The sequence below is a fragment of the Bradyrhizobium sp. GW821-FHT12B03 genome (assembly GCF_058807535.1).
Window position 1 is genome coordinate 237135 of record NZ_JBXAQU010000001.1, and the last position, 25843, is coordinate 262977.

Annotated in this window: 23 protein-coding genes; 14 read left to right on the forward strand and 9 right to left on the reverse strand. The window is 64.8% G+C overall.

Features of this window, described 5'->3' with window-relative positions; all coding sequences use genetic code 11:
* The first annotated feature begins 13 nt into the window (after positions 1 to 13).
* The 3 genes from AC1RUR_RS01260 to AC1RUR_RS01270 all read left to right on the forward strand — a co-directional run bounded on the left by AC1RUR_RS01260 (position 14) and on the right by AC1RUR_RS01270 (position 2906).
* Complete coding sequence (locus AC1RUR_RS01260) at positions 14 to 1063, forward strand: ABC transporter substrate-binding protein (protein ID WP_492840548.1); 1050 nt, start codon at positions 14 to 16, stop codon at positions 1061 to 1063.
* 248 nt (positions 1064 to 1311) lie between these two features.
* Positions 1312 to 2124 carry an ABC transporter permease gene (locus tag AC1RUR_RS01265; protein WP_492841560.1) on the forward strand — a complete coding sequence of 271 codons (813 nt, stop codon included), beginning with the start codon at positions 1312 to 1314 and terminating at the stop codon, positions 2122 to 2124.
* Positions 2121 to 2906 carry an ABC transporter permease gene (locus tag AC1RUR_RS01270; RefSeq protein WP_492840550.1) on the forward strand — a complete coding sequence of 262 codons (786 nt, stop codon included), beginning with the start codon at positions 2121 to 2123 and terminating at the stop codon, positions 2904 to 2906. The genes AC1RUR_RS01265 and AC1RUR_RS01270 overlap by 4 nt, the downstream gene beginning before the upstream one ends.
* Before the next feature lie 316 nt (positions 2907 to 3222).
* On the opposite strand, the gene AC1RUR_RS01275 is transcribed toward AC1RUR_RS01270, so the two are convergent.
* Positions 3223 to 3873 (reverse strand): TetR/AcrR family transcriptional regulator, encoded by a 651-nt coding sequence (locus AC1RUR_RS01275; RefSeq protein WP_492840552.1) that lies wholly within the window; start codon positions 3871 to 3873, stop codon positions 3223 to 3225.
* 207 nt (positions 3874 to 4080) lie between these two features.
* Here AC1RUR_RS01275 and AC1RUR_RS01280 point away from each other — a divergent pair, with 207 nt between their 5' ends.
* The gene (locus tag AC1RUR_RS01280; RefSeq protein WP_492840554.1) at positions 4081 to 5421 is read left to right on the forward strand and encodes an MFS transporter; all 1341 of its coding nucleotides are present in this window, start codon (positions 4081 to 4083) and stop codon (positions 5419 to 5421) included.
* A gap of 21 nt (positions 5422 to 5442) precedes the next feature.
* Positions 5443 to 6960 carry a carboxylesterase family protein gene (locus AC1RUR_RS01285; protein WP_492840556.1) on the forward strand — a complete coding sequence of 506 codons (1518 nt, stop codon included), beginning with the start codon at positions 5443 to 5445 and terminating at the stop codon, positions 6958 to 6960.
* A 40-nt stretch (positions 6961 to 7000) separates the two neighbouring features.
* Here the strand turns inward: AC1RUR_RS01285 and AC1RUR_RS01290 are convergent, their stop codons facing one another.
* The 5 genes from AC1RUR_RS01290 to AC1RUR_RS01310 form a co-directional block, all read right to left on the reverse strand.
* Positions 7001 to 7633, reverse strand: coding sequence for a hypothetical protein (locus AC1RUR_RS01290; RefSeq protein WP_492840557.1), 633 nt, complete (start codon positions 7631 to 7633; stop codon positions 7001 to 7003).
* Positions 7634 to 7641: 8 nt separating this feature from the next.
* Positions 7642 to 9894 carry a xanthine dehydrogenase family protein molybdopterin-binding subunit gene (locus AC1RUR_RS01295; protein WP_492840558.1) on the reverse strand — a complete coding sequence of 751 codons (2253 nt, stop codon included), beginning with the start codon at positions 9892 to 9894 and terminating at the stop codon, positions 7642 to 7644.
* A gap of 1 nt (position 9895) precedes the next feature.
* Positions 9896 to 10360, reverse strand: coding sequence for a (2Fe-2S)-binding protein (locus AC1RUR_RS01300; protein WP_492840559.1), 465 nt, complete (start codon positions 10358 to 10360; stop codon positions 9896 to 9898).
* 231 nt (positions 10361 to 10591) lie between these two features.
* The gene (locus AC1RUR_RS01305) at positions 10592 to 11320 is read right to left on the reverse strand and encodes an aspartate/glutamate racemase family protein (RefSeq protein ID WP_492840561.1); all 729 of its coding nucleotides are present in this window, start codon (positions 11318 to 11320) and stop codon (positions 10592 to 10594) included.
* A 140-nt stretch (positions 11321 to 11460) separates the two neighbouring features.
* Positions 11461 to 12297, reverse strand: coding sequence for a transporter substrate-binding domain-containing protein (locus AC1RUR_RS01310; RefSeq protein WP_492840563.1), 837 nt, complete (start codon positions 12295 to 12297; stop codon positions 11461 to 11463).
* A 113-nt stretch (positions 12298 to 12410) separates the two neighbouring features.
* Here AC1RUR_RS01310 and AC1RUR_RS01315 point away from each other — a divergent pair, with 113 nt between their 5' ends.
* The 8 genes from AC1RUR_RS01315 (at position 12411) to AC1RUR_RS01350 (ending at position 20322) form a co-directional block, all read left to right on the forward strand.
* Positions 12411 to 13328, forward strand: coding sequence for an NAD(P)-dependent oxidoreductase (locus tag AC1RUR_RS01315; RefSeq protein WP_492840564.1), 918 nt, complete (start codon positions 12411 to 12413; stop codon positions 13326 to 13328).
* A gap of 147 nt (positions 13329 to 13475) precedes the next feature.
* Positions 13476 to 15137, forward strand: coding sequence for a thiamine pyrophosphate-binding protein (locus AC1RUR_RS01320; RefSeq protein ID WP_492840566.1), 1662 nt, complete (start codon positions 13476 to 13478; stop codon positions 15135 to 15137).
* Between the two features lie 3 nt (positions 15138 to 15140).
* The gene (locus tag AC1RUR_RS01325; protein WP_492840568.1) at positions 15141 to 16406 is read left to right on the forward strand and encodes an NAD(P)/FAD-dependent oxidoreductase; all 1266 of its coding nucleotides are present in this window, start codon (positions 15141 to 15143) and stop codon (positions 16404 to 16406) included.
* Positions 16407 to 16415: 9 nt separating this feature from the next.
* Complete coding sequence (locus tag AC1RUR_RS01330) at positions 16416 to 17159, forward strand: aspartate/glutamate racemase family protein (RefSeq protein WP_492840570.1); 744 nt, start codon at positions 16416 to 16418, stop codon at positions 17157 to 17159.
* A 107-nt stretch (positions 17160 to 17266) separates the two neighbouring features.
* Complete coding sequence (locus AC1RUR_RS01335) at positions 17267 to 17971, forward strand: GntR family transcriptional regulator (RefSeq protein WP_492840572.1); 705 nt, start codon at positions 17267 to 17269, stop codon at positions 17969 to 17971.
* 376 nt (positions 17972 to 18347) lie between these two features.
* Complete coding sequence (locus AC1RUR_RS01340) at positions 18348 to 18890, forward strand: phosphonopyruvate decarboxylase (RefSeq protein ID WP_492840573.1); 543 nt, start codon at positions 18348 to 18350, stop codon at positions 18888 to 18890.
* A 5-nt stretch (positions 18891 to 18895) separates the two neighbouring features.
* On the forward strand, positions 18896 to 19486 hold the full coding sequence (locus tag AC1RUR_RS01345) for a thiamine pyrophosphate-dependent enzyme (RefSeq protein ID WP_492840575.1): 591 nt from the start codon (positions 18896 to 18898) through the stop codon (positions 19484 to 19486).
* Positions 19487 to 19542: 56 nt separating this feature from the next.
* The gene (locus AC1RUR_RS01350; RefSeq protein WP_492840577.1) at positions 19543 to 20322 is read left to right on the forward strand and encodes an SDR family NAD(P)-dependent oxidoreductase; all 780 of its coding nucleotides are present in this window, start codon (positions 19543 to 19545) and stop codon (positions 20320 to 20322) included.
* A 78-nt stretch (positions 20323 to 20400) separates the two neighbouring features.
* On the opposite strand, the gene AC1RUR_RS01355 is transcribed toward AC1RUR_RS01350, so the two are convergent.
* The 3 genes from AC1RUR_RS01355 to AC1RUR_RS01365 are packed head-to-tail and all read right to left on the reverse strand — an operon-like array spanning position 20401 to position 24170.
* The gene (locus AC1RUR_RS01355) at positions 20401 to 21195 is read right to left on the reverse strand and encodes an IclR family transcriptional regulator (protein ID WP_492840578.1); all 795 of its coding nucleotides are present in this window, start codon (positions 21193 to 21195) and stop codon (positions 20401 to 20403) included.
* Between the two features lie 18 nt (positions 21196 to 21213).
* The gene (locus AC1RUR_RS01360; RefSeq protein WP_492840580.1) at positions 21214 to 22947 is read right to left on the reverse strand and encodes an FAD-dependent oxidoreductase; all 1734 of its coding nucleotides are present in this window, start codon (positions 22945 to 22947) and stop codon (positions 21214 to 21216) included.
* Between the two features lie 8 nt (positions 22948 to 22955).
* The gene (locus tag AC1RUR_RS01365; protein ID WP_492840582.1) at positions 22956 to 24170 is read right to left on the reverse strand and encodes an ABC transporter substrate-binding protein; all 1215 of its coding nucleotides are present in this window, start codon (positions 24168 to 24170) and stop codon (positions 22956 to 22958) included.
* A gap of 367 nt (positions 24171 to 24537) precedes the next feature.
* Between AC1RUR_RS01365 and AC1RUR_RS01370 the strand changes: the two genes are divergently transcribed.
* The gene (locus tag AC1RUR_RS01370) at positions 24538 to 25839 is read left to right on the forward strand and encodes an MFS transporter (protein ID WP_492840584.1); all 1302 of its coding nucleotides are present in this window, start codon (positions 24538 to 24540) and stop codon (positions 25837 to 25839) included.
* Positions 25840 to 25843 lie beyond the last annotated feature (4 nt).

Below are 25843 nucleotides of genomic sequence, written 5' to 3' on the forward strand. Positions count from 1 at the left end.
GGAGGAGGCGAGGATGAATACGAAACGGACTATTGGACTTGGCTACGCGTTGGTTGGCGCGTTCGCGCTGGGGAGCACCGCGGCTGATGCCGCCGAGCAGATCACCTTCGTCTCACAGGGCGGCGCTTATCAGCAGGCGCAGACGGTGGCGATCCTCGATCCCTCCGCCAAGAAGCTCGGCATCACCATCAACCAGGACTCCATCCCCGACGCATGGCCCGCGATCAAGACGCAGGTCGGCAGCGGCAAGCCGATCTGGGATGTGGTGGACACCCCGACCGGCAACTGCCTGCGCGGCGGCGAGCAGGGGCTGATGGAGAAGCTCGATTTTTCGAAGATTCCAAACGGCGCGGCGATGCCAGAGGCCTATCGCAGTCCGTATTCGGTGTCCTACGAGTTCTATTCCAGCGTGCTGTCCTACAGCCAGAAGACCTTCCCGAAGGACGCGCCGAACAGCTGGGCCGATTTCTGGGACGTCAAGAAATTTCCCGGCCGCCGGGCGCTGCGCAACCACCCGTTCGCGACGCTCGAGGCCGCGCTGATGGCCGACGGCGTCGCGCCCGACAAGCTCTATCCGCTCGACGTCGACCGCGCCTTCAAGAAGCTGGAAGAGATCAAGCCGCACATCACGGTGTGGTGGACCTCAGGCGCGCAGTCGGCGCAGCTGCTCAATGACGGCGAGGTCGACATGGAGATGGCCTGGAACGGCCGCGTCAGCGCGGTTGCGAAGGAGGGCGCCAAGGTCGCCTTCACCTACAACCAGGGTATCCTCCAGAGCACCTCGCTGTGCATCCTCAAGGGCGCGCCGAATCTTGGCACCGCGGTGAAATTCCTCAACGAGGCCGTCGATCCCGTGCATCAGGCCAATCTGCCGCTGCATATCGACTATGGTCCCGGCAATCCCAAGGCGTTCGAGACCAACGTGATCAAGCCGGAGCGCGCCGCGCAATTGCCGAGCGAGCCGGCGAACGCAGCCAAGCAGGCTCTGATGTCCTATGCGTGGTGGTCCTCGCCCGCGGGCGAGGCCGCCGAGAAGCGCTGGGCGTCGTTCATGCAGAAGTAAGCCATGATGAGCGCAAGTCGTGCCAGAGCCGACGCTGCGCTTCCTCCCCCGCTTGCGGGGGAGGGTTGGGGAGAGGGCATCTCCGCGAGAAAGATTCCCCAAGAGGATGAAGCCCTCACCCGGATCGCTTTCGCGATCCGACCTCTTCCGCAAGCGGGAGAGGTGCAGCACCCGAGATGAGCGAGGCAGCGTTGACGACATCAGTGCCAGATCCCTCCCACAAGCATCAGCGCCGTGAGAACGGCCTGATGCTGGCATTGGTGTCGCCGGCGCTGCTGGTGATCCTGGCTCTGATCGTGCTGCCGGTCGGCTGGCTGGCCTGGCAGTCGATCTATCACGACGGCTTCACGCTGGAGAACTATCGCCGGGTCTTCACCGAGGACATCTACTGGCGCAGCTTCGCGCTGACCTTCGAGATCAGCCTCGCGGTCACGGTGATCGCGCTGCTGCTCGGCTATCCCGTGGCCTACCTTGCCAACTCTGTCCCGAAAGGATGGAGCATCCTGATCCTCTCGCTGGTCGTGCTGCCGTTCTGGACCAGCGTGCTGGTCCGCGCCTATGCATGGCTCGCGCTGCTCCAGCGCACCGGCGTGATCAACCAGTTCCTGCGTTATATCGATGTGATCTCCGAGCCGCTGGCGCTGGTCCACAACACGTTCGGCACGGTGGTCGCGACCGTGCACATCCTTCTCCCCTTCATGGTGCTGCCGCTCTATGCGACCATGCAGAAGATTCCCGGTGATCTGATGCAGGCCGGCGCCAGCCTGGGTGCGAGTCCGTCGTTGACGTTCATGCGCGTCTTCCTGCCGCTGTCACTGCCGGGCGTGCTCGCCGGCTGCACCATGGTGTTCGTGCTGTGTCTCGGCTTCTACATCACGCCGGAACTGCTCGGCGGCGGCCGGACCGTGATGGTGTCGATGCTGGTGAGCCGCAATGTCGAGCTCTACAACCAGTTCGGCGCGGCGAGCGCGGTCGCGGTGGTGCTGCTCCTCAGCGTGCTGCTGATCTTCTTCGCCGTCAGCCGCTTCATCTCGCTCGATCGCATCTTGGGGCAGAAATGACGCGATTGTCCCCCGCCAGGATCGTCCTCTATGTGATCAGCGCGCTGGTGCTGGTCTATCTGATCCTGCCGGTGCTGATCATCGCGCCGATCTCCTTCTCCAGCGCGCGCTTCCTGACCTTCCCGCCGCCGTCGTTCTCGGTGCGCTGGTATCAGCAATATTTCGGCAATCCCGCGTGGATGCAGGCGACGCGGGTGACGCTGACGGTCGCGCTTTTCACCGTGGTGATCGCGACGCCGCTCGGGGTCGCCGCCGCCTATGCCATCAGCCAGTCGAAGCTGCGCATCATGCGGCTGATCCACATGATGCTGCTGTTGCCGCTGGTGGTGCCGATCATCATCACCGCGGTCGGCATCTTCTTCGTCTATGCCAAGGTCGGTTTGGTTGCGACCCTTCCGGGCCTCGTGCTCGCCAACGTGATGCTGGGATTGCCCTATGTCGTCATCTCGGTGCTGGCGGGCCTGCAAAGCTTCGACCCCGCGCAGGAGATGGTGGCGCGCAGCCTCGGCATGAACCGCCTGCGCAGCTTCTTTGCGGTGACGCTGCCGCAGATCAAGTCGAGCGTGGTCGCGGGCGGCATCTTCGCCTTCATCTCGGCGATGGACGAGACCATCGTCGCGCTGTTCATCTCCGGCGGCCAGTACCAGCCACTGACCAAGCGCATGTTCACCGCGCTCCGCGACGAGATCGACCCGACGATTGCCGCGATCTCGACGCTGATGACGGCGGCCTCCTTCATGCTGGTGCTCGCAGCGAGCGCGCGGCAGAAGAAGGGCGGGTGAAAGATCTCTCATGGAGACGTGGCGTAGCAAGCGCCAATCCATCCCCGTCACCCTGAGGTGCGCGCTCGGCGGCGCGGTAGCGCTGGCGAGCAAGCCTCGAAGGGCGACGGCCCCGCTGTACCAGCGCGGCCGTGCATCCTTCGAGGCTCCGCATGCGCTGCTTCGCACCGCACGCCCCGCGCCTCAGGCTGACGGAACTGCTACGACGTCATTGCGAGGAGCCCTTGCGACGAAGCAATCCAGAATCTTTCCACGGTGGCATTCTGGATTGCTTCGCTGCGCTCGCAATGACGACGCGGGCGCGATCCTCGCAACCTCACCCCTTCGCCCCCAGCCACGCCAAGATCATCTCCACGATTTGCGTCCGGCTCTTCGTCAGCACCCCGGGTTCGCTGAGGTCGCGGTCGAACAGCGCGCCGAACGTATGGCGGTTGGCGACGCGGAAGAAGCAGTAGGAGCTGATGGCGAGGTGCAGGTCGATGGCGTCGACGTCCTCGCGGAAGACGCCTTCGCTGCGGCCGCGCGCGAGGATGCCGTCGAGCGTTGCGATCACGCTGGCGTTGAGCTGGCGCAACTGCAGGTTCTGCTTCAGGTGCTTGCCGTGATGGATGTTCTCGATTGAGACGAGACGGATGAAGTTCGGGTTGCGCTCGTCATGGTCGAAGGTCGCTTCGATCAGCCGCCGCAAGCCCTCGCGCGCATCGCAGCTTTCGATGTCGAGCTGGTCCTCCAGCGCGCGGATGCTGCGATAGGCCTCCTCCAGCACCGCGAGATAGAGCTGCTCCTTGCCGCCGAAATAGTAGTAGATCATCCGCTTCGACGTGCGCGTCCGCGCCGCGATCGCATCGACGCGGGCGCCGGAATAGCCCTCCGAGGCGAATTCGGCCATCGCCACTTCGAGGATGTCGCGCTTGGTGCGCTCGGGGTCGTTGGTGCGCTTCGATGGGGGCGGCATGCGCTCGAGCATCACTGTTTCTCCCGCCAGTTTCCACGGATCACCTTGAAGGTGAAGGCAAATTTCGTCCCTTCGGGCATCGATCCAACGCGTATTGCATAAACGTACTAGTTCGTACATTATGGCTTCAAACCAAGGTTGCGGCAACAAGAACCAGAAAACGCGCGCGTGGCCACCGCCCGACGCGAGTCGCACCAGACACATGGGGAGGAGAATTCAATGACGTTGACGTCAACTGCACCGCTGCACGCATCAACCAGTGCCGAGGCGACACCGAACAAATTGCCCAAGCGTGCCGCGCTCGTCAGTTTCGTCGGCAGCATGCTCGAATACTACGACTTCTTCATCTACGGCACGGCGGCCGCGCTGATCTTTCCAAAAGTGTTCTTCGCCAATGTCGATCCCGCGACCGGAACGCTGCTCGCGCTCCTGAGCTTCGGCATCGGCTACATCGCGCGTCCCGTCGGCGCCGTCATTCTTGGTCATTTCGGTGACCGCATCGGGCGCAAGACGGTGCTGCTCTTCACGCTGGTCCTGATGGGGGGCTCGACGCTCGCGATCGGCCTGTTGCCCGATGCCAAGGCGATCGGCAATGCCGCGCCCGTCATCCTGACGCTGCTTCGCCTGTTGCAGGGACTGTCGGCCGCCGGCGAGCAGAGCGGGGCGAACTCGCTGACCTTGGAGCATTCCGCCAACTCCAACCGCGCCTTCTTCACGAGCTGGACGCTGAGCGGCACCCAGGCGGGCGCGATCCTGGCGACGCTGGTGTTCATTCCGGTGTCGAGCCTGCCGGAAGACCAGCTTCTGAGCTGGGGCTGGCGCATTCCGTTCCTGCTGTCGTTCTTCGTGCTGATCGTCGCCTATCTGGTGCGGCGGACCATGCCGGAAACGCCCGTGTTCGAAGACATCAAGGACAAGGCGAAAGTGGCGCGCTTCCCCGTGGTGGCGTTGCTGCGCGACTATTGGCCGGACGTGCTGCGCGTGATCGTCTGCGCGCTGATCGCCACCGTGAGCACGATGACCGCCGTGTTCGCGCTCGGCTATGCGACGTCCAAGTTCGGCGTAGCGCGTCCCACCATGCTGTGGGCGGGCGTGCTCGGCAACGTCACGGCGCTGATTACCCAGCCGCTGTGGGCGTTGCTCGCCGACAAGATCGGCCGCAAGCCGGTGTTCATCGGCGGCGTGCTCGGTTGCGCCGTGCTGCTGTTCCCGTACTTCATGCTGGTGACCTCAGGCAACACGATCGCGATCTTCGCTGCCGCGATGATCCTGTCCGGCGTTGTCTATGCCGCGCCGAACGCGATCTGGCCGTCGTTTTATGCCGAAATGTTCGAGGCGCGGGTGCGCTATTCCGGCACCGCGATCGGCACCCAGCTCGGCTTCCTCGCCGCCGGCTTCACGCCGCTGGTGAGTGCAAGCCTGGTCGGCGACGGTCCGAACGGCTGGATTCCCGTTGCGATCTTCGTCGCCAGCTGCTGCGTGATCTCGGCAGCGGCAGCGGCGACCGCACGCGAAACCCACACCGTCGACATCGCCAATCTCGGCAAGCGGCGCGCTTGAGGAAGACAGGATGACGCCCGTATGCTGACAAACGCAGTTCCAACCAAGCGCGGGCCGGTCGTCGGCACCGAGCAGGGCGCGGTACGTGCCTTCAAGGGCGTGCCGTTCGCGATCGCGCAGCGCTTCGCCAGGGCAATGCCGCCTCTGGCATGGACGGAGCCGCGCCGCTGTACGGACTACGGCGCCTATGCGCCGCAGCCCGGCCACCTCGATCATGCGGACGAGACTGCCTGTCTCAGCCTCAACATCTGGACACCGGCAGAGGCCGATCGCCCGCTGCCGGTGCTGCTCTTCATCCATGGCGGCGCCTTCGTCACCGGCGGTGGCGCCGACTATGATGGCGCATTCCTCGCTGCGCACGGGCCTGCCGTCATCGTCACCGTCAACTACCGGCTCGGCCCACTCGGCTTCCTGCAACTGCATCGCCATGGGCTCGGCGAGGCGAACAACCTCGCGATGTCGGATGCACTCGCCGCGCTCGACTGGGTGCGCGCAAACATCGCGAATTTCGGCGGAGATCCAGCCGCGATCACGCTGTCCGGCCAGTCGGCCGGCGCTGCCATGGTGATCGCGCTGGCAACCCTGCCGCAGGCCAGAGGCAAGTTCATTCGCGCGCTCGCGCTGAGCGCGCCCGGGCGGAACATCATGAGCGCCGATCATGCCGACGACGTCGCACGGCGTGTGCTCGACGAGCTCGAGCTGGCGCGCGACCCCGGCGCGATCACCTCCGTGCCGCTGCCAAAACTCTTCGCGGCCGTAGAGCGCGTTGGCCGCAGGCTCGCCGATGAAGCCGAACAGGGCACCGTGTTCGGCCCGGTGCTCGACGGCACCGTGATCCCGCGCGAACCGCGCGACGTCTTCGCCGACGGGACTTTGCGTGACATTCCGCTGTGGCTCGGCTCCTGCCGCGACGAGATGGCGATGTTCCTGAAGAGCACGCCGCCGGCCGCGATGATCCGCACCAGCGAACGGCAAGTGCGCGCCGCCTTCGGCGATGCCGGCTGGGAGCGCCTTCTGGCCTACTACCGCGGGACAGCGCGCCTCGACGAGGATCCCTACGAGGCGCTGCTGTCGGATGCATTCTGGCACCGCCCCATGGCCGATCTCGCGCGGCTTCATGCTGCGGCGGGCGGCGCGGTGTGGCTGAGCCGGTTCGACCATCGCCCGGCACTCGAGCCGTTCCTGTCGCAAGGGCCCACCCATGGCGCCGACAATGCCTGCCTCTGGGCGCATCTGCCAGATTTCATCGATCGCCCGATCCTGCGGCGCAAGGGCGGGCCGATGACGCCCGATGACATCGATGTCGCCGCGCGGCTTCAGGCAGAGGTGTTGCGGTTTGTCACGACGGGCGCGCCCGATATTGCCCAGGCCTGGCCGAGGTTTGGTGCGAGCAAGGAGGCCCTTGCGATTTTCGCTCAGCCGTTCCACGTCTGTCCGCTCAACGAGGGCGCGCGCTTCCGTGTCTGGGCAGAGCTTCTGGCACAAGCAGACGCGACGCAAGGTACGGTCGCAATGCGGAGCGAGAGTGTCCGCGCGTGAGAGCTGACTGCTCTCGACCTCGTCGTTGCGGCGTGCGCCATCAGTTTGGACAGGGTTGCCCGGCGGCGCCCCACATGGCCATGTCCTTGATGTGATCCTCAAACGTGCCGGGCGGCGTCGTACGACCCGCCCCGGGCGCCCATCCGCGCGGGATGAAGCCGTTCAGCGATGCATCGTGCCTGAGATGCTCGAGGAGACCCGCGGCGTCGCGACCGCCGTTGCGCTTGGGATCTTTCAGCTGCGCACAGATCTCGGCGCCGCTCTTGCCGAACCAGATGAACTCGACCGGGGCGAGCTGCCAGTCGATGCCTGCGCGTGGCGGCGATGGTGCCGGCTCGTTGGCCTGGGTCGAGGTCATGTGACAGGTCGAGCAGGCGATCTTCTCGGCGCCGATGCGGCTGTCGCCGCCGTGGATGTTCATGCCATGGATGCGCGGCTTGGTTTCGCCTGCCGGCGTCCAGATCGGAATGGCTCTGGCATCGACGTGGCAGTTGGCGCAGCGCGGATGCGTCACCACCGCTTCGATCCGCTTCCAGGCTTCCAACCCCTCGGCGCGGCTGACGCTGCCCGGCGGCAAAACATCCTTTTTGGCTTCGTCCTTTGCTGCGACAATTCCGGTGAGGGCCGCAATGGCCGAAGCGGCGAGGGCGAGCGCAATCAGGGATCTGTTCATGACCCGCCTCACACGAAATCGATGAACTTGTTGAAGGGCATTTCGCGGATGCGCAGCCCGGTCGCCGCGAAGATCGCATTGGCAAGCGCAGGCGCGGCAGGCGGGACGGGCGGCTCTCCAACGCCTCTTACCTTCGGGTCGTTCTCGAGCCCGCGCACCTCGATGACGGGACATTGGTAGATCCGCATCGCCTCGTGATGATTGTAATTGGTCTGCTGCACCGCGCCTTTGGCGTAAGTGAGCTCGCAATTGATCGCGTGGCCGAGACCCCAGATGACGCCGCCCTGCACCTGGTTCTCGAAATTGACGGGATCGACGACCTTGCCGACATCGACGGCGACCCAGACCTTGTCGATCCTGATACCTCGCTCCGTCTTGGTGATCTCGACGACTTCTGCTGCAGGCGTGCCGAATGATTCCACGAACGCGACGCCGCGGCCTCTGCCGTTGCCGAGCGGTCCCTTCCAGTCCGACATTTCCGCGACTGTTTCGAGCACCTTGCGATAGTGCGGCACGGTGCACATCGCGATGCGGGCCTTCATGGGATCGAGCCCTGCGGCATGGATCAGCTCGTCGATGAAGCTCTCGGTGAAGAAGCCAGATGTCGAGGCGCCGACCGACCGCCACGTGGTGCTCGGCGACAGCCCTTGCGCCTCAAAGCTCGTGGCTCGGAAATTGGGGATGTCGTAATAGACGTTCCACAGACCGGCGGCCAATTGCCCGTCGGGATCCTTCGAGGGGGTGCCCGAGCGCTCGAGCAGCCCCTTGAGCGGGGTCGTCGAGGCCAGTTGCAGGTCGGCTGCGACGATCTTGCTCTTGTCGACGCTGCCGCGGTGCCGGGCGATCGCAATCTGCCGCGGAATGTCCTGGAGGAAATCCTCCTCGCGCGAGAACACCAGCTTGATCGGCGTTCCCTTCATCTGGTTGGCGATCTCGGCGAGAACGCGCACGTTCTCGTATTCGAGACGGTGGCCGAAACTTCCACCAGCCCACTGATTGTGGAAGGTGACCTGTTCCGGCTTGAGGCCGATCGCCGTTGCCGCGACAGATTGCACAAAGCGGGGGCTCTGATGGCTGACCCAGATCTCCATCCCCTTGTCGGTGACGAGGCCGATCCCGTTGAGCGGTTCGAGCGGCTGATGCGCCACATAGGGCGCGCGATACTCGGCCTCGACGAGCTTGCCCGTCTTCAGGCCGGCTTCGATATCGCCGATCTTCCGCCACTCCTTGCCGAGGAATTCAGGTTTGAACGAGGATTCCAGCACCTTCCAGTGGTCGGCCTGCTCGGCGGGATAGGCCGAGGGTGCCCACTCGCACATGATGGCGTCGACCGCCTTCATGGCGTACCAGCTGTTGGTGGCGATCACGGCGACGCCATTCTTGATTTCGAGGATATTCTTGACCCCCGGCATCGCGCGCGCCTTGCTGGCGTCGTATGACTTCAGCGGCTGGCCCTTGCCGGGGTTCAGCTTGACGGCGGCATACAGCATGCCGTCCATTTTCAGGTCGATGCCGAACTTCAGCTCGCCCATCACCTTCTCGCGAATGTCGAGGCGCGTCATCGGCTTGCCCAGCATGCGCCATTTCGACGGATCACGCGGCTTGGCATCGAGCACCGGCGGAATTTTTGCGGCATCCGCGGAAAGATCGACATAGGCGATCTTGGTCCCGTTGGGCAGGATCACATGGCCTGATTGGGTGCGCAGGTCAGCCACGGCGACGCCTGACCGCTTGGCAGCAGCGGCCTTCAGCGTCTCGCGCGCGACCGCACCGGCAACGCGCAGCTTTTCATAAGTGTCCGGCAGCGTGCTCGACCCGCCGGTCATCTGCAGGCCGGACTGTCTGAGCCATTCGAGCGTCTTGGCGCGCGCTTCCTCGGCAGCCGGACTCTGGTCCGCGGCCACGAACGGCGCGAACTCGTCCGCAAAGCCGGTATTGAAATAGGCGGGGCTCGGGCCGGCGAAGCGGATTTCGAATTGGCCGGGATCGAGGTCCATCTCTTCGGCGATCATGATCGGCTGTATCGAGCCGACTCCCTGGCCGATGTCGGCATGCTGCGCGATCAGCGTGATTTTCTCCGGGCTGATCTCGACCCAGGGATTGAAGCTTGCGGAATTCGGTCCGAGTCCGGCGGACAAGGGATTGTCACTGGCAGTCGTGGCTTGCGCAGCGTCGCCGTAGGAGCCGAATGCGATGCCGCCGGCCACCGCGGCGGAGCCGAAAACGAAGGCGCGGCGGGACAGCCTCTGCAACTCGCCCATCTCACTTCTCCGCCATCTTCTTCGCGGCCGCGGCGTGGATCGCCGCCCGAATGCGTGGATAGGTTCCGCAACGGCAGAGATTGCCGGACATCACCTCGTTGATGTCCTCGTCGGTCGGCTGGGAGATCAGATCGAGAAGCGAGATGGCCTGCATGATCTGGCCGGTCTGGCAGTAGCCGCATTGTGGAACCTGATGTTCGATCCAGGCCTGCACAACCGGGTGCTGGTCCCGCTTTTCCAGCCCTTCGAGCGTAACGACCGACTTGCCTGCGATCTCGCCGATATGCGCCTGACATGACCGGACCGCCATTCCGTCGATCCGAACGGTACAGGCGCCGCATTGCGCGACCCCGCAGCCGTATTTGGGACTGGTGATGCCGAGCTCGTCGCGGAGCACCCAGAGCAGGGGCATCTCCGGAACAACATCGACCTGGCGCTTGATCCCGTTGACCGTGAGCTCGATCATGTCGGTGTCCTTTCGCGCGCCCTCGCGGGACGTGGGTCGAACGAGTACGCTCCAACGAGCGTCGTCGAATTGTTGGACTGGCATATGCAGCGTGTCGCTGATGCGGCCATGTTGTCAAACCGTGCCGCCGCGGTACTTGCAAATTCGCACGACGACGACGGTGTGCGATTTTGCCGCGCCCTTCAGGGCGATCGAAATCGATTCAATTGTTCTTGATCGTCCGGAAGGTGATCAGCGCAGGAACGGCACCGGATTGGCCGCGCGGTAGAACAGATTGATCAACGTGTTGATGTCGAACACCGGAAGGCCCGAGATCTCGGCCACGTCCTTCGCGAACGGGCACATGTTGGTGCACTCGAACAGGATCGCGCCGGGATTCTTGCACGACGCCATGAAGGCTTGCGTCATCTCGATCATCTCGGCGCGCAGCACGTCGGTGTCGAGCTCCTCGCGGCCGAGAATGTAGGTTGCGGGAAACTGCGCATCGGGCTTCATGCCCTGGATCTGAACGAGAATGTCGTCCGGCGACCAGCCGACGCCGCGGAAATGCCCCTCGTTCATGTGGTGGCCGCGCTCGGTGAAGATGCCGATCACCTTGCCCGGCGGCAGCATGGCGTGGATCAGCGGCGCCTGGATCAGGCTCGAGGTGAAGACCGGGATGTTCACGGCGGCCGCGAGCTGCTTCTGGAACGGTGCGAGGAAGCCGCAGCTCGTCGTGATCGCCTTGACGCCGTCGGCTTCCAGTTCACGGGCCGCGGCGATGAACGGCTCGAGCAGGGCCGGATCGGGCTGATCGCCCATGATCCTCGTGGCGTGCGCGCCGCGCACGATCTTGTAACGCACCGGAAAGTCGTAGGAGAGCGCGTTGCCGATGTCGCCGCGTGGACGCGGGAAGCGGGTATCGAGCATCAGGATGCCGATCGTCTCGCCGTAATTCGTGAAGCCGCCGCGGAGTTTCATGCGTCCCCCTACCGATTTGGGAAGGTCGTGAGATCCGTCGTCTGGCGCGCCCGCAGCGGCACCGAGGCCCGGCACGGTGCCGTCTTGCGCAAAAGACCGACGATCGGCCCGATCGCGAGGCCCCCGGCGGCCACGGCGATCTAGAACTGCACTTCGCCCGGAATGTCGTCGGCGCTGAGGCCAACGGTTTCATACGCCTTCAGCAGCCATTCGCGGGTCTGGCCCAGCGAACGATTGTAGTCGGCCCAGGCGGTGAGGAAATCCTTGTACCGCCGATCGGGTTCGGCGCGGATGCCGAGATTGGTCGGCAGGGTCAGGATCGGCCGCGGGATCGCGAGTTCGCCGAGCGTCGGATTCTTCTTCAGCGTGAAGATCGACAGCACTGCCAGCGAGACGTTGCAATCGGCGCGCCCGGTCGACACTGCGAGGATCGCCTCGTCGCGCGTCTTGAAGCCGAGGATGGTCGCCTTCGGGCAGTAACGGCGCGCGATGGTCTCGTGGGTCGAGCCGATGTCGACGGCGATCTTGACCTCGGGCTTGTTGAGCTCGGACCAGGTCTGCGGCTTGGCAAAGCCCTTCTTGGTGATGACGGTGAAGGAGTGCACCAGGATCGGGGCCGAGAAGTCGATGACGAGCGAACGTTCCGGCGTCGGATTCACGGCGAAGGCAAGGTCGATCTTGTCGGCCTGCAGATCCAGGATCTGGTTGCCCCAGGTCGATTCCAGCGTCTCGACCTTGGCGCCGAGCTTGCCCGCGATATCGTTCGCCATGTCGATACAGGCGCCCGACCATTGATTGGTGGTGAGGTCCTTGTGGAAGTAGGGATCCTGGCCGGCGATCACGGCGATCCGCAGCACGCCGCTCTTCTTGATCCGTTCGAGCGTCGAGCCCGGCGCGGTGTCGGCCCTGGCCGAACCGGTTGCGGCGATCGCGGCTCCGGCGAGGGCGACAGTGGTGAGTGCGTCCCTGCGATTCATGGCTATTCTCCTGGGCAGTCGCTTCTGGACATTCGAACCCGGCGGCTGGACTATTTCTGTATTCAGTTTAAAATGCAATACGGTATTTTGAACTGAACAGGAAAGACAGGCCCGTGCGCGCTCTCTTCGTCGATGCCAATGACACCCTTGCCGCGGTGACCGAGAAACTGCTGCGCGGGGACAGCCTTCCGATCGGCATCAACCGCAACGCCGCGATCTCGCCCGACGACCTGCCGCGCCTTCTTGACGGCGTGGAGATCATGATCGTCGACCACACCGCGGTGCCGACGGCGATTGCCGCAAAATGTCCTGCCTTGAAGCACGTCGTCTTCCTCGGCACCGGCGCGCGCAGCTACATGAATCCGGAGGAGCTGGCTGAGCGCGGCATCTCCGTTCACACCATCAAGGGCTATGGCGACACGGCGGTGGCCGAATGCGCGATCGCGCTGATGTGGGCGTCCGCCAGGAGCTTTGGCGAGATGGACCGCGGCATGCGCGAGGGCAACTGGCTGCGCCGCGACGCGGTGCAGCTCACCGGCAAGACGCTCGGCCTGATCGGCTTCGGCGGCATCGCGGCGGAAGCCGCGCGCATGGCGGCGGGCTGCGGCATGAAGGTGATCGCCTGGAACAGATCGCCGAAGACGCATGCCGGCGTCGAATTCGTGTCGCTGGAGAAGCTGCTGGCGGACAGCCACGTCGTCTCGCTGCATCTGCTGCTCAACGACGAGACCAAGGGGTTTCTGTCGCGCGAGCGCATCGCGATGATGCGCAAGGGCAGCATCCTGATCAACACCGCGCGCGGTGCCGTGGTCGACGAGGACGCGATGTGTGACGCGCTGCGTTCGGGCCATATCGCCCATGCCGGCCTCGACGTCTTCACCGTCGAGCCGCTGCCTCCGGGCCATCAGCTGACGAAACTGCCGAACGTGACGCTGTCGGCGCATTCGGCGTTCCGCACGCCGGAGGCCAGCGACAACCTGATCGGCGCGGCGCTCGATCATTGCCGCCGCATCATGGCGAATGGGCGGTAGTGCAAACAGCAGGGGCGGGCATGACGCCTGCGCAGGGAGCGAGAAGCCTTTCGATCTTGCACCTCCTGTTGGCCTGTCCTACGCCACTTTCGAACGACATTTTCGCGAGGCGCTCGCGCGCATCGCCAAAGCCTGCAGGGAGCCGTCATGACCATTCGCAACACCCGCACCGGGGGCCAGATCCTGATCGATCAGCTCGTCGCCCAAGGCGTCGATCGCGTCACCTGCGTGCCGGGCGAGAGCTATCTCGCGGCGCTGGACGCGCTGCATGACAGCCCGATCGACGTCATGATCTGCCGTGCCGAGGGCGGCGCCGCGATGATGGCGGAGGCCTATGGCAAGCTCACCGGGCGCCCCGGAATCTGCTTCGTCACCCGCGGCCCCGGCGCGACCAATGCCAGCCATGGTATCCACATCGCGATGCAGGATTCGACGCCGATGATCCTGTTCGTCGGCCAGGTCGATACCGGCATGCTCGAGCGCGAGGCGTTCCAGGAGCTCGACTACAAGGCGGTGTTCGGCACCATGGCGAAATGGGTGGTCGAGATCGATCGTCCCGACCGCATTCCGGAGCTGGTCGCACGCGCCTTCCGCGTCGCGATGCAGGGCCGTCCGGGCCCCGTGGTGATCTCGCTGCCGGAGAACATGCTGACCGAGACCGCCGCTGTCGCCGACGCCATGCGGATCGAGCCGGCCGTGAGCTGGCCGGCGCCATCGGATCTCGAGCGCGTCAGCGCCATGCTGGCCGGCGCCAAGGCGCCGCTCGTCATCCTCGGCGGCTCGCGCTGGACCGATGACGCCACCAAGAGCATCGCGCGCTTTGCCGAACGCTTCGACCTGCCGGTTGCAACCTCGTTCCGCCGGGCCTCGCTGATCGACGCCGACCATTCGCACTATGCCGGCGACCTCGGCATCGGGCCGAGCCCGGGCCTGAAGGCGCGCATCGACAACGCCGATGTCGTTCTTCTCATCGGCGGCCGCATGTCGGAGATGCCGTCCTCGTCCTATACGTTGCTCGACATTCCCACCCCGCGGCAGAAGCTGATCCATGTGCATCCGGGCTCCGAAGAGCTCGGCCGCGTCTATCAGCCTGAGCTCGCGATCCAAGCGACGCCGGCTGCGTTCGCCGCCGCCGTCGAGACGCTGAAGCCTTCAGGCGCGGTCGCCTGGAAGGGCGAGGCGGCCAAGGCACATGCCGATTATCTCGCCTGGACCGAGAAGGCGCGCGAGCTGCCGGGCACGTTCCAGTATGGCCAGGTCATGACCTGGCTGCGCGACCGCCTGCCGAAGGACGCGATCGTCTGCAACGGCGCCGGCAATTATGCCGGCTGGATCCATCGCCATCATCGCTTTCACAGCTTTGCGTCCCAGCTCGCGCCGACCTCGGGCTCGATGGGCTATGGCGTTCCGGCAGCGGTGCTGGCGAAACGGCAGTATCCGGATCGGACCGTCGTTGCGTTTGCCGGCGACGGCTGCTTCCTGATGAACGGCCAGGAATTCGCGACCGCCGTGCAGTATGACGCGCCGCTGGTCGTCATCGTCGTCGACAATTCGCAATACGGCACCATCCGCATGCATCAGGAGCGCGACTATCCCGGCCGCGTCGTCGGCACCCAGCTCAAGAATCCCGATTTCGCGATGTATGCGAAAGCGTTCGGCGGCCACGGCGAGCGCGTCGAGCGGACCGAAGACTTTGCGCCGGCGTTCGAGCGTGCGCTCGCCTCCGGCAAGCCTGCGATCCTCCACTGCATCATCGATCCCCGCGCGATCTCGGTCGGCAAGGATTTTACGCCCGCGGTGAAGGCGTAAGCGATGCCCGAAGGCCGCCACGTCGCCATCATCGGAGCCGGCGCGGTCGGCGTGATCAGCGCCATCGAGGCGCTGCGCGAGGGTCATCGCGTCACGCTGATCGATCCCGGCGAGCCCGGTGGCGAACAGGCGGCGAGCTATGGCAATGCCGGCTGGCTGTCGTCACATTCGGTGATCCCGCCGGCCGAGCCGGGTGTCTGGAAGAAGGTGCCGGGCTATCTGATGGACCCGCTGGGTCCGCTCGCGATCCGCTGGTCTTACTTGCCGAAGGCGCTGCCCTGGCTGATCAAGTATCTGCTCTCGGGCTGGACCGAGGCGCGCGTGGAGAAGACGGCGTTTGCGCTGCGCGATCTCCTGAAGGATGCGCCGTTGCTGCACCGGACGCTGGCGGAAGAAGCGGGCGTCCCTGACCTGGTCGAGCGCAACGGCGTGATGCATGTGTTCCCGTCGCGCGGCAATTTCGACAACGATCTCGGCTGGCGCCTGCGCAGGAAGGTCGGCGTCGAATGGATGGAGCTCAACGCCGACGAGATGCGTCAGCGCGAGCCGGACCTGCATCCGCGCTACACTTTTGGCGTGGTGGTGGAAGAGGCCGGCCGCTGCCGCGATCCCGGCGCTTATGTCGCCGCGCTCGCCAATCATGCACTGGCGAGCGGGGCCGTGCACGTGCGCGCCAAGGCGACGGGGCTGAAGCTTTCCGGTGACAAGCTCGTGGCTGTTCTCACCGAGACCGGCGAGATTGCCTGCGATGCCGTCGTCGTCGCCGCCGGTGCCCGATCGAAACAGCTCACCGCGTCCGTCGGCGATTCCCTGCCGCTCGAGACCGAGCGCGGCTATCACGTCATGATCGAAAATCCCGGGTCGGGGCCGCGCAGCTCGATGATGGCGTCCGACGCCAAGATGGTGGTGAACTGGACCAACAAGGGCCTGCGCGCCGCCGGCACGGTCGAGATCGCGGGCCTCGAGGCTGCGCCGAACTGGAAGCGCGCCGAGATCCTGCGCGACCATCTCTTCAGCATGTTCCCGAAACTGCCGAAGGACATTCCGGCCTCGCGCATCAAGACCTGGTTCGGTCATCGGCCGAGCATGCCGGATGGGCTGCCCTGCATCGGCCATGCGCGCGCCTCGCGCGACATCATCTACGCCTTCGGCCATGGCCATGTCGGCCTGGTCGGCTCGGCCCGCACCGGCCGTCTCGTCGCGCAGCTTTTGAGCGACAAGCCGCCTGAAATTCCGCTCGCGCCGTTTTCGCCCACTCGCTTCCTCTGAGATCGCACCATGACTGCTTCAGCCAACTCGTCCTCTCGCATCGCCCGCGGTGGCAAGGCCATCTATGGCGCGCCGCTCGGCATCCTGATGCTGGAAGCGCGCTTTCCCCGCATCCCCGGCGACATGGGCAACGGCACGACCTGGCCGTTCCCCGTGCTCTATCGCGTGGTGAGCGGCGCCTCGCCGGAGAAGGTGGTGCTGAAGGGCGCGGCGGGCCTGCTGCCTGACTTCATCGATGCGGCGAAGGATCTGGTGCGGCTTGGCGCGGAAGCCATCACCACCAATTGCGGCTTCCTCTCGCTGTTCCAGAAGGAGATCGCTGCGGCCGTCGGCGTGCCGGTCGCGACCTCGTCGCTGATGCAGGTGCCGTGGGTGCAGGCGACCTTGCCGCCGGGCAAGCGCGTCGGCCTCGTCACGGTGTCGGGCTCGACCCTGACGCCGGCGCATCTCGAAGGCGCCGGTGTGCCGCTCGATACACCGCTGGTAGGCACCGAGAACGGCAAGGAATTCTTCCGCGTCCTGATCAAGGCCGAGAAGGACGATATGGATGTAGCGCAGGCCGAGCGCGACGTGGTCGAGGCGGGCAAGCAGCTTGTCGCAAAGAATCCCGACGTCGGGGCGATCGTGCTCGAATGCACCAACATGCCACCTTATGCGGCAGCCTTGCAGGCCGAGGTCGGGCTGCCGGTCTATGATATCTATTCCATGATCACCTGGTTTCATGCTGGACTGCGCCCGCGCGTCTTTGTCTGATTCCAGGTCCCGCAAAGCTCTGAACAAAGGCTGCCAAGCTGTCCTTTGCATTGCAATCATCTGCATAGCCCCAGTATATTGGGCTGTGTTCGGGCATGAATGCACTGATGATGAGCAACGTGGAACTGGCTTCCGATAGTATCGTCGATCGCGTCTATGAACAGCTCAAGGCGATGGCCGTGAGCTACGAGTTCAAGCCGGGCGAACGACTCAACGAAGGCGAGCTGGCAAAACGTCTCGGCGTCAGCCGCACGCCGCTGCGCGAGGCGCTCAACCGTCTCAACACCGAAGGCTTCCTGCGCTTCACGCCGGGCAAGGGTTTCTTCTGCCGCGAGCTCGACGCGCACGAGATCTTCGATCTCTACGAGCTGCGCAAGTCGATCGAGGTCGCCTCGGTACGCCTTGCCATCAAGCGCGCCAAGGATGAAGACATCGACGCGCTGCTGAAATTCCTCGAAGCGACCGGTCCCGATCCCGGCGAGCGCTCCTCGGTGGAGCTGGTCGAGCTCGACGAGACCTTTCACGAGCGGTTGATGGGGATGTCGAACAATGCGGAGATGCTGCGCGTGCTGCGCAACGTCAACGCCCGCATCCGCTTCGTGCGCTGGATCGACATGGACCGCGCCAACCGCTCCAACACCCAGGCCGAGCATCGCGCCGTCGTCGAAGGATTGAAGGCGCGCAATGAGGAGGCCTGCGTCTCCGTGCTGGAGAAGCACATCGACCGCCGCCTCGATCGCATCACGTCTGCGATCAAGGAAGGTTACGCGCAGATCTACATGCCGGCGACGGCGAGGTCGGCGGCGAATTGAGACTCATCTTCCTGCTCCCCTTGTGGGAGAAGGTGGCGCGAAGCGCCGGATGAGGGGGATCTCTCCGCGACAGCAAACTCGTAGGGTGGGCAAAGCGAAGCGTGCCCACCACTTAATCGTGGGTACGGCGCAAGTGCGCGTTTGCCCACCCTGCGATTTCGGACTCGGGGAGAAATACCCCTCACTCAAGCGAGTGCGTATCGACCTTTGGCGATGCCCTCTCCCACAAGGGGAGAGCGCGCAGCAATGCGCATCGCGTTCGCGCTGAATGTATTGGCAGCTATACAATCCCTCGATATCTGGTCGTGCCAGACGGTCTGAGCTTTTGCACGGAATAGTCGCTAGCGTGCCGCTCGAATCTCACGGAGACCGCGCGGTGCACAGCCCTCAACCCAATCCCGAGACGCGCTCAAGCGACGACTGGCCGTCGGAGCTCTATCGCGTCCTCAAGGCCGCCGACGTCCGGCAGATGTCCTACGTCCCGGATGCCGGCCACAGCCAGCTCATCCGCCTGTTTTCGGGCGACCCTGACGTCACCACCAACGTGCTGACGACGGAAGAGGAGGGCATCGCGATTGCCGCGGGCGCCTGGCTCGGCGGCCAGCGCAGCGTGCTACTGATGCAGTCGAGCGGGGTCGGCAATTGCATCAACATGCTCTCGCTCTCGGCGATCGGCCGCTTTCCGCTGTTGATGCTGGTGACGATGCGCGGCGAATGGGCCGAGTTCAATCCCTGGCAGGTGCCGATGAGCCGGGCGACGCAGCCCTCGCTGGAAGCGATCGGCCTGAAGGTGATGCGTGCGGAGACGCCGGCGGATCTGGTTGAAACCGTCGAAGCCGCCGCAGCGCTCGCCTATGACTCCGATCAGCAGATTGCGGTGCTGATCGGGCAGCGCCTGATCGGCAAGAAGAAGTGGTGATGTGGATGTCCAAGATCTCTCAACTCGATCGCCGTGCCGCCGTCGCTGCGCTTCTAAAGAACCGCAAGGACACGCTGGTCGTCTCCGGCCTCGGCTCCCCCACCTATGACCTTCATTCCGTCGGCGACCACGACGGCAATTTCTATCTCTGGGGCGCCATGGGTGGCGCGGCGCTGATCGGGCTGGGATTGGCGCAGGCGCAGCCCGGAAAGCGCATCCTCGCCTTGACCGGTGACGGCGAGCAATTGATGGGGCTTGGCGGCATAGCCACCATCGGCGTCGCCCGTCCGTGCAACCTCGACATCGTCGTGATCGACAACCAGCATTTCGGCGAGACCGGGATGCAGGCGAGCCATACCGGGCGCGGCGTCGATCTTACCGCGATTGCGATGGCCTGCGGCTTTGCCGCCACCGCGACCGTGTGGACGCTCGAGGAAGTGGAGCGCCTTGCCGCGCAAATCGCCGAGCCGGCCGAGGGCCCGCGACTCTTCGTCATCAAGGTTGTGGCGGAAAATCCGCCGCGCTCGCTGCCCTCGCGCGATGCCGTCTTTATCAAGAACCGGTTCCGTGCTCATCTCGGCTTTGCGGCGGCTTGAACGGGAATCCTCTCCGGGATAGCTCGCTGCTCAAGCAGCTATCCTGGAGTGAGACTATGAAACTATCCGGCAAGGTCGCCGCCATCACCGGCGCGGCGCGCGGCATCGGCAAGGCCTGCGCGAAGAGATTCCTGGACGACGGCGTCAAGGTCGTCATCTCGGACGTCGATGCCGAGGGCCTCGCCGCGACGGCCGCCGAGCTTGGGCGGCCGGACGCGCTGCGCACCGTGGTCGGCAATGTCGCCAAGCGCACTGACGTGGATCAGCTTGTCGCAACCGCCGTGAAGGAATTCGGCCGGCTCGACATCATGGTCAACAATGCCGGCGTCGCCCGCAATCGGGACATCCTCGAGATTTCCGAAGCGGAGTTCGACGAAGTCATCGGCATCAATCTGAAAGGCGCGTTCTTCGGCGTGCAGGCGGCAGCCAAGCAGATGATCGCGCAAGGTGGCGGCGGGGTCATCATCAACATGTCGTCGGTGAACGCGCTGCTGGCAATCCCGGCGCTTGCGACCTACGCGATGTCCAAGGGCGGCATGAAGCAGCTGACGTCGGTCGCCGCCGTCGCGCTCGCTCCGCACAGCATCCGCGTCGTCGCGGTTGGGCCTGGCACGATCCTGACCGACATGGTGGCGTCCTCGATCTACACCTCGGAGGATGCCCGCAAGACCGTGATGTCGCGCACGCCAGCGGGCCGCGGCGGCGAACCGAGCGAGGTCGCCTCCGTCGTGGCGTTCCTTGCCAGCGACGATGCGTCCTACATCACGGGACAGACCATCTATCCGGACGGCGGCCGGCTGATCCTGAACTACACGGTGCCGGTGAAGGAGAGGTAGCTGCAGAAAAGGCAAGCTCGCGCCCAACCCTCAGTCGTCATGGCCGGGACAAGCCCGGCCATGACGGCAGAACCGTCCTCACTCCGCCGCGATCGTCATGCCGTAGCCGAGCCGCTTCGAAATGCCGCCGGCGCAGTCGCGCAAGGCGTGCGCGATCGGGCTGTCCCAGCGCGCATCGAACGTGCCTTCCGGTCCCATCGCGGTGATGACCAGCGCGACATGGCCGGAATGATCGAACACCGGTGCCGAGAAAGCATTGACGCCGGGCAGGGGATCGCCGAGCGCGCGGGCGAGGCCGTGCTTGCGGACTTCAGCGAGCATGTCGGCGACCTTCGCGCCTTTCACCGCCCGCTTCGGATTGTAACCGACGCCGTGACGGTCGAGACCGCTTTCGAGCGCGGCATTGATCGTCTTCTCCGGCAGGAAGGCGGCAAACGCGCGGCCGGTGGCGGTCTCCAGCAGCGCCATCACCGAGCCGGCGCGCATCACGATGTGCACCGGCTGGCCGGGCTCCTCCAACTGCACCACGGTCGGACCATGCGTGCCCCAGACGGCCAGCGAGACCGCATGGCCGATCTGGCTTGCAAGCGCCGCGATCTTCGGTCCGGCGATGCGCACGCCGGAGAGCCGGCGCAGGCTGATGAGGCCGAGCTCCAGTGCCAGCGCGCCGATCTCGTAGCGGCCGGTGGTTTCGTCCTGCTCGATCAGCCCGATACGCGAGAAACTGGCGAGATAGGGATGCGCCTTGGCCGGCGTCATGCCGGCCTCGCGCGCGAGATCGCGCAGCATCATCGGCTCGCCGCTGCGGGCAAGCGCCCGGAGCAATTCTCCGCCGACCTCGATCGACTGGATGCCGCGGCTTTCTCTCTTCATGCGCCTCCTGGCGGATGCTTACGCCGCGTCGCGCTTGGCGGCGCTGTCGGCGAGATGACGGCCGGCAATGTAGCCGAAGGTCAGCGCCGGCCCAAGCGTGATGCCGGCGCCAGGATAGTTGCCGCCCATGATGCTCGCCATGTCGTTGCCGGCGGCATAGAGGCCGGGGATGACCCGGCCTTCGGCGTCCAGCGCCCGTGCGTTCTCGTCGGTGACGATGCCGGCATAGGTGCCGAGATCGCCGATCACCATCTTGATGGCGTAGAACGGGCCGTTCTCGATCGGGGCCACGCAAGGATTGGGGCCGTGCATGGCGTCGCCCTGATATCGGTTATAAGCCTTCGAGCCCTTGCCGAAGGCAGCGTCATGGCCCAGCGGCGCGGTCGCATTGAATTGCTTGACCGTCTCGGCGAACGCCTTCGCGTCGATGCCGGCCTTCGCCGCCAGCGCCTCCAGCGTGTCGCCACGCATGAGATAGCCGGTATTGAGGTGATGACCCAGCGGCATCGGGAACGGCGGCACGCAGCCGAGGCCATATTTGCGCAGCGTTGGATGATCGCAGACCAGGTACGCCGCGATCTCCTCGCCGGGTTTTGCGGCCTTGATCATGGCCTGGACGAAGTCGTGATAGGAATTGCCTTCATTGGCAAAGCGCTTGCCGTCGCGCATCACTGCGATCACGCCTGGCTTGGCGCGGTCGATGAAGTGCGGCATCACGCCCTTCGAGCCGTCCTTGCGCGTGGTCAGCGACACCGGCACCCAGGCCGCCGCATTCGGCAGGCGGCCCTCGACATGTCCGCCGGCACTTTCGGCAAGGCGCAGGCCGTCGCCGGTGTTGCCGGTGGGACCTGGTGAAAAATGCTCATGGCCGGTCGGCGCATGCGGAAACATCTTCTTGCGGCGCTCGACGTCATGCGGGAAGCCACCGCAGGCGAGCACGACGCCCTGCCGTGCGCGGATGCGCACCTCCTGTCCCTCGCGCGATACGATCGCGCCGGTCACCGCACCGTTCTCGACCGTCAGCTCACGCACCGGCGAGGACAGCCACATCGGAATCTTCAGGTCCTGCGCGGATTTCGCGAGGCGGCCGGCCAGCGCATTGCCGTTGGTCAACGTCATGCCGCGGCCGTAACGCAGGACATCCATCAAATGGCGAGACAGGCGCTTTGCGACATAGATCGCCGAGGTCAGCGACTTCGTCACGCGCATGAAATGGATGATCTCCTTGCCGGAACCCAGCATCATGCCGAACACGGTCAGCTCCGGCAGCGGCATGCCGAGCGTCTTGATCTGCTCGCCGAGCTCGCGGCCGTCGAACGGGCGCGTGACCATCGAGCGGCCGCCCTGCGCGCCGCCGGGCGCTTCGGCGTGATAGTCCGGAAACACCAGCGGCATATCGAAGCGCAGCGCGGTCTTGCTTGTGAAGAAGTCGACAGCTTCAGGGCCGGCGCTCAGGAACGCATCGACGCGCGCGGCATCGAAATTGTTGCCGGCTTCGTGGCGCAGGTAGGTGCGGGCCTGCTCCGGGGTCTCCTCGATGCCATAGGCCTTCGCCAGCGAGGTGCCGGGGATCCAGAGCCAGCCGCCGGAGCGGGCGGTGGTGCCACCGAAACGCGGCTCCTTCTCGACGATCAGCACGTCGAGGCCGCGATGGCGCGCGGTGATCGCGGCCGACATGCCGGAGCAGCCCGATCCGGCCACGAGCACGTCGCACTCGTAAGTCTCAATTGCGCCATGCTCGTCGCTGGTCATCGCTAGCCTCATTTCTTCAGCAGCGGACATTTGGATTCGGAGACCGGACGAAAGGCGTCCTCGCCCTTCACCGTCTTGATGATCTCCAGATAATCCCAGGGTTCCTTGGACTGCTCGGGCGACTTCACCTTGGCGAGATACATGTCGCGGATGACGCGGCCGTCCTCGCGCAACTTGCCGCCATGGACGAAGATATCCTCGATCGGCAGCTCGCGCATCTTGGCCATCACCTTGGCGGGATCGTCGGTGCCGGCGGCCTTGATGCCTTTCAGGTAATGCAGCACCGAGCCGTAGACGCCGGTGTGGATCATGGTCGGCATCACCTTGGTGCGCTCGTAGAATTTTTTGGACCAGGCGCGGGTGGCCTCGTCCATGTTCCAGTACGCAGCCGTGGTCATGTAGGTGCCCTGCGCGGCCTTCAGCCCGATTGCATGCACGTCGGTGTCGAACATCAGGAGGCCGACCAGCTTCTGGCCGCCCTGGACCAGGCCGAACTCGCCGGACTGCTTGATGGCGTTGTCGGTGTCCTGCCCGGCATTGGCGAAGGCGACGACGTCGGATTTCGAGCTCTGTGCCTGGAGTGCGAAGGAGGAGAAGTCGGCTGTGTTGGTCGGGTGCTTCACGCCGCCAAGCACCTTGCCGCCCATCTCGTTGATGAAGCGCGTGGCGTCCTTCTCGAGCTGCTGGCCGAAGGCGTAGTCGGCGGTGATGAAGTACCAGGACTTTCCGCCTTCCTTGATCACGGCGGACGCGGTCACCTTCGACAGCGCGTAGGTGTCATAGGTGAAATGCACCGTGTTCGGGCTGCACAGCTCGTCCGTCAGCGAGCTCGCGCCGGGACCGGAGAGCAGGGCGATCTTGTTGCGTTCGCGCACCATGTTGTGCACGGCGATCGCGATGCCGGAATTGGGGATGTCGACGACGGCATCGACCTTGCCGTTGTCGAACCAGCCGCGCACGATCTGCACGCCGACGTCGGTCTTCATCTGATGGTCGGCGCTGATGATCTCGATCGGCTTGCCGAGCACGGTCGGCCCGAATTCCTCGACCGCCATTTTCGCGGCCTCGACCGAGCCCGGCCCGCTGTTGTCGCGGCCCCAGCTCGACAGGTCCGTCAGTACGCCGATCCGCACGGCGTCGTCGGAGACTTGCGCGGTTGCGACCGTGGTCATGGCAGCCGAAGTCATGGCCGCGAGCATGGCGCAGGCCAAATAGCCTCTCATTGTCGTTCCCTCTCGTTATGGGGCCGCTTGGCGCGGCCGGTTGTTCTGGCGGTAAATTAGATATTAGCAAACTAGTTTGTCAATGGCGAATAAGGATCGGATCGGTTCCATAGCCGTCGGGAATACGTTGCCGAAACTTGCGCGCAACTGCTTCAACACCCCGTCATTGCGAGGAGCCCTTGCGACGAAGCAATCCAGACTGCTTCCGCGGAGAAAATCTGGATTGCTTCGCTGCGCTCGCAATGACGGGTGTTGAAGCAGCGGCGGGCAAATCTCGCGTCGATATCCTGTGAGAGACAACACCTCCACAGATTGCAACCGTCGTCGCGATTGGCCATGATGTCCTTTGGAATCTTTGGGGCATGGCATGGCGGCAGCAACGGGGGTCTCCGCAGCGACGGAGAGATCGACGACGGCGCATGTGGTGTGGGCGAGCGCGCTCGGCACCGCGATCGAGTGGTACGACTTCCTGATCTACGGCACCGCGGCCGCACTGGTGCTGAACAAGCTGTTCTTTCCGAGCTTCGATCCCTTCGTCGGCACGCTCGCGGCATTCTCGACCTATGCGGTCGGTTTCGTGGCGCGGCCGATCGGCGGCGCGATCATCGGGCATTACGGTGACCGGCTCGGCCGCAAGACCATGCTGGTCGCGACCATGATCGCGATGGGACTCGGCACCTTCCTGATCGGCTGCCTGCCGACCTACAGCCAGATCGGTGTGTGGGCCCCGATCCTGCTCATCATCCTGCGCTTCGTCCAGGGTATCGGTCTCGGCGGCGAATGGAGCGGGGCGGTGGTGATGGTGATCGAGCACTCCGGCAACCGCCGCGGTTTCTACGGCAGCCTGGTGCAGATCGGCTTTCCCGTCGGCGTTGCCGCCTCCACCGGCATCTTCGGCCTGATGACGCAGTTGCCCGAGGCGGACTTCCTGAGCTGGGGCTGGCGCGTGCCATTCCTGATCAGCATCCTGCTCGTTGGCATCGGTTTCATCGTGCGGCTCAAGCTTGCGGAGACGCCGCACTTCAAGGAGGTGGTCGAACGCAAGGAGGTGCTGGCGCAGCCGGTGTGGGAGGTGCTGCGGCGCGACTGGCGCAGCTTTCTGCTCGCGATCGGCATCACGGTCTCGGAGGTCGGGCTCGCCTACCTCCTCACCGTCTTCACCGTGGTCTATGCCACGACGAAGCTCGGCCTGCCGCGCCAGGTCATCCTGAATGCCGTGGTCTATGCCGCGATTGTCGAGTTCGCGACGCTGCCGCTTGCGGGCTGGCTCTCCGATATCTTCGGACGCAAGGCGCTGTATCTCGCCGGCGGCGTGTTCTCAGTGGCGCTGGCGTTTCCGCTGTTCTGGTTCCTCGACACCAGGGAGCCGGCCATGATCACGTTCGCGCTCGTCGTCACGATGACACTGACGCATGCGCTGCTGTTCGGGCCCAAGGCCGCGTTCATGCCGGAACTGTTTCGCACTCAGGTGCGCTACAGCGGTGCGTCGCTGGGCGCCAATGTCGCGGCCGCGCTCAGCGGCGGCTTCTCGCCGCTGATTGCGACCGCGTTGCTCGCATGGGCCGGCTCTTACTGGGCGGTCTCGGTCTATATCGTCGCGCTGTCGATCGTCACGATCGTCGCAACGCTGATGGCGCCGGAGACGGCACGGGATTCGCTCAGATCCTGAGCGC

What these genes read in the sequence shown, in the direction of transcription:
- AC1RUR_RS01260 (WP_492840548.1), top strand. Translation starts at nt 14, where the DNA reads ATGAATACGAAACGGACTATTGGACTTGGCTACGCGTTGGTTGGCGCG.
- AC1RUR_RS01265 (WP_492841560.1), top strand. Translation starts at nt 1,312, where the DNA reads ATGCTGGCATTGGTGTCGCCGGCGCTGCTGGTGATCCTGGCTCTGATC.
- AC1RUR_RS01270 (WP_492840550.1), top strand. Translation starts at nt 2,121, where the DNA reads ATGACGCGATTGTCCCCCGCCAGGATCGTCCTCTATGTGATCAGCGCG.
- AC1RUR_RS01275 (WP_492840552.1), bottom strand. Translation starts at nt 3,873, where the DNA reads ATGCTCGAGCGCATGCCGCCCCCATCGAAGCGCACCAACGACCCCGAG.
- AC1RUR_RS01280 (WP_492840554.1), top strand. Translation starts at nt 4,081, where the DNA reads ATGACGTTGACGTCAACTGCACCGCTGCACGCATCAACCAGTGCCGAG.
- AC1RUR_RS01285 (WP_492840556.1), top strand. Translation starts at nt 5,443, where the DNA reads ATGCTGACAAACGCAGTTCCAACCAAGCGCGGGCCGGTCGTCGGCACC.
- AC1RUR_RS01290 (WP_492840557.1), bottom strand. Translation starts at nt 7,633, where the DNA reads ATGAACAGATCCCTGATTGCGCTCGCCCTCGCCGCTTCGGCCATTGCG.
- AC1RUR_RS01295 (WP_492840558.1), bottom strand. Translation starts at nt 9,894, where the DNA reads ATGGGCGAGTTGCAGAGGCTGTCCCGCCGCGCCTTCGTTTTCGGCTCC.
- AC1RUR_RS01300 (WP_492840559.1), bottom strand. Translation starts at nt 10,360, where the DNA reads ATGATCGAGCTCACGGTCAACGGGATCAAGCGCCAGGTCGATGTTGTT.
- AC1RUR_RS01305 (WP_492840561.1), bottom strand. Translation starts at nt 11,320, where the DNA reads ATGAAACTCCGCGGCGGCTTCACGAATTACGGCGAGACGATCGGCATC.
- AC1RUR_RS01310 (WP_492840563.1), bottom strand. Translation starts at nt 12,297, where the DNA reads ATGAATCGCAGGGACGCACTCACCACTGTCGCCCTCGCCGGAGCCGCG.
- AC1RUR_RS01320 (WP_492840566.1), top strand. Translation starts at nt 13,476, where the DNA reads ATGACCATTCGCAACACCCGCACCGGGGGCCAGATCCTGATCGATCAG.
- AC1RUR_RS01325 (WP_492840568.1), top strand. Translation starts at nt 15,141, where the DNA reads ATGCCCGAAGGCCGCCACGTCGCCATCATCGGAGCCGGCGCGGTCGGC.
- AC1RUR_RS01330 (WP_492840570.1), top strand. Translation starts at nt 16,416, where the DNA reads ATGACTGCTTCAGCCAACTCGTCCTCTCGCATCGCCCGCGGTGGCAAG.
- AC1RUR_RS01335 (WP_492840572.1), top strand. Translation starts at nt 17,267, where the DNA reads ATGATGAGCAACGTGGAACTGGCTTCCGATAGTATCGTCGATCGCGTC.
- AC1RUR_RS01345 (WP_492840575.1), top strand. Translation starts at nt 18,896, where the DNA reads ATGTCCAAGATCTCTCAACTCGATCGCCGTGCCGCCGTCGCTGCGCTT.
- AC1RUR_RS01350 (WP_492840577.1), top strand. Translation starts at nt 19,543, where the DNA reads ATGAAACTATCCGGCAAGGTCGCCGCCATCACCGGCGCGGCGCGCGGC.
- AC1RUR_RS01355 (WP_492840578.1), bottom strand. Translation starts at nt 21,195, where the DNA reads ATGAAGAGAGAAAGCCGCGGCATCCAGTCGATCGAGGTCGGCGGAGAA.
- AC1RUR_RS01360 (WP_492840580.1), bottom strand. Translation starts at nt 22,947, where the DNA reads ATGACCAGCGACGAGCATGGCGCAATTGAGACTTACGAGTGCGACGTG.
- AC1RUR_RS01365 (WP_492840582.1), bottom strand. Translation starts at nt 24,170, where the DNA reads ATGAGAGGCTATTTGGCCTGCGCCATGCTCGCGGCCATGACTTCGGCT.
- AC1RUR_RS01370 (WP_492840584.1), top strand. Translation starts at nt 24,538, where the DNA reads ATGGCGGCAGCAACGGGGGTCTCCGCAGCGACGGAGAGATCGACGACG.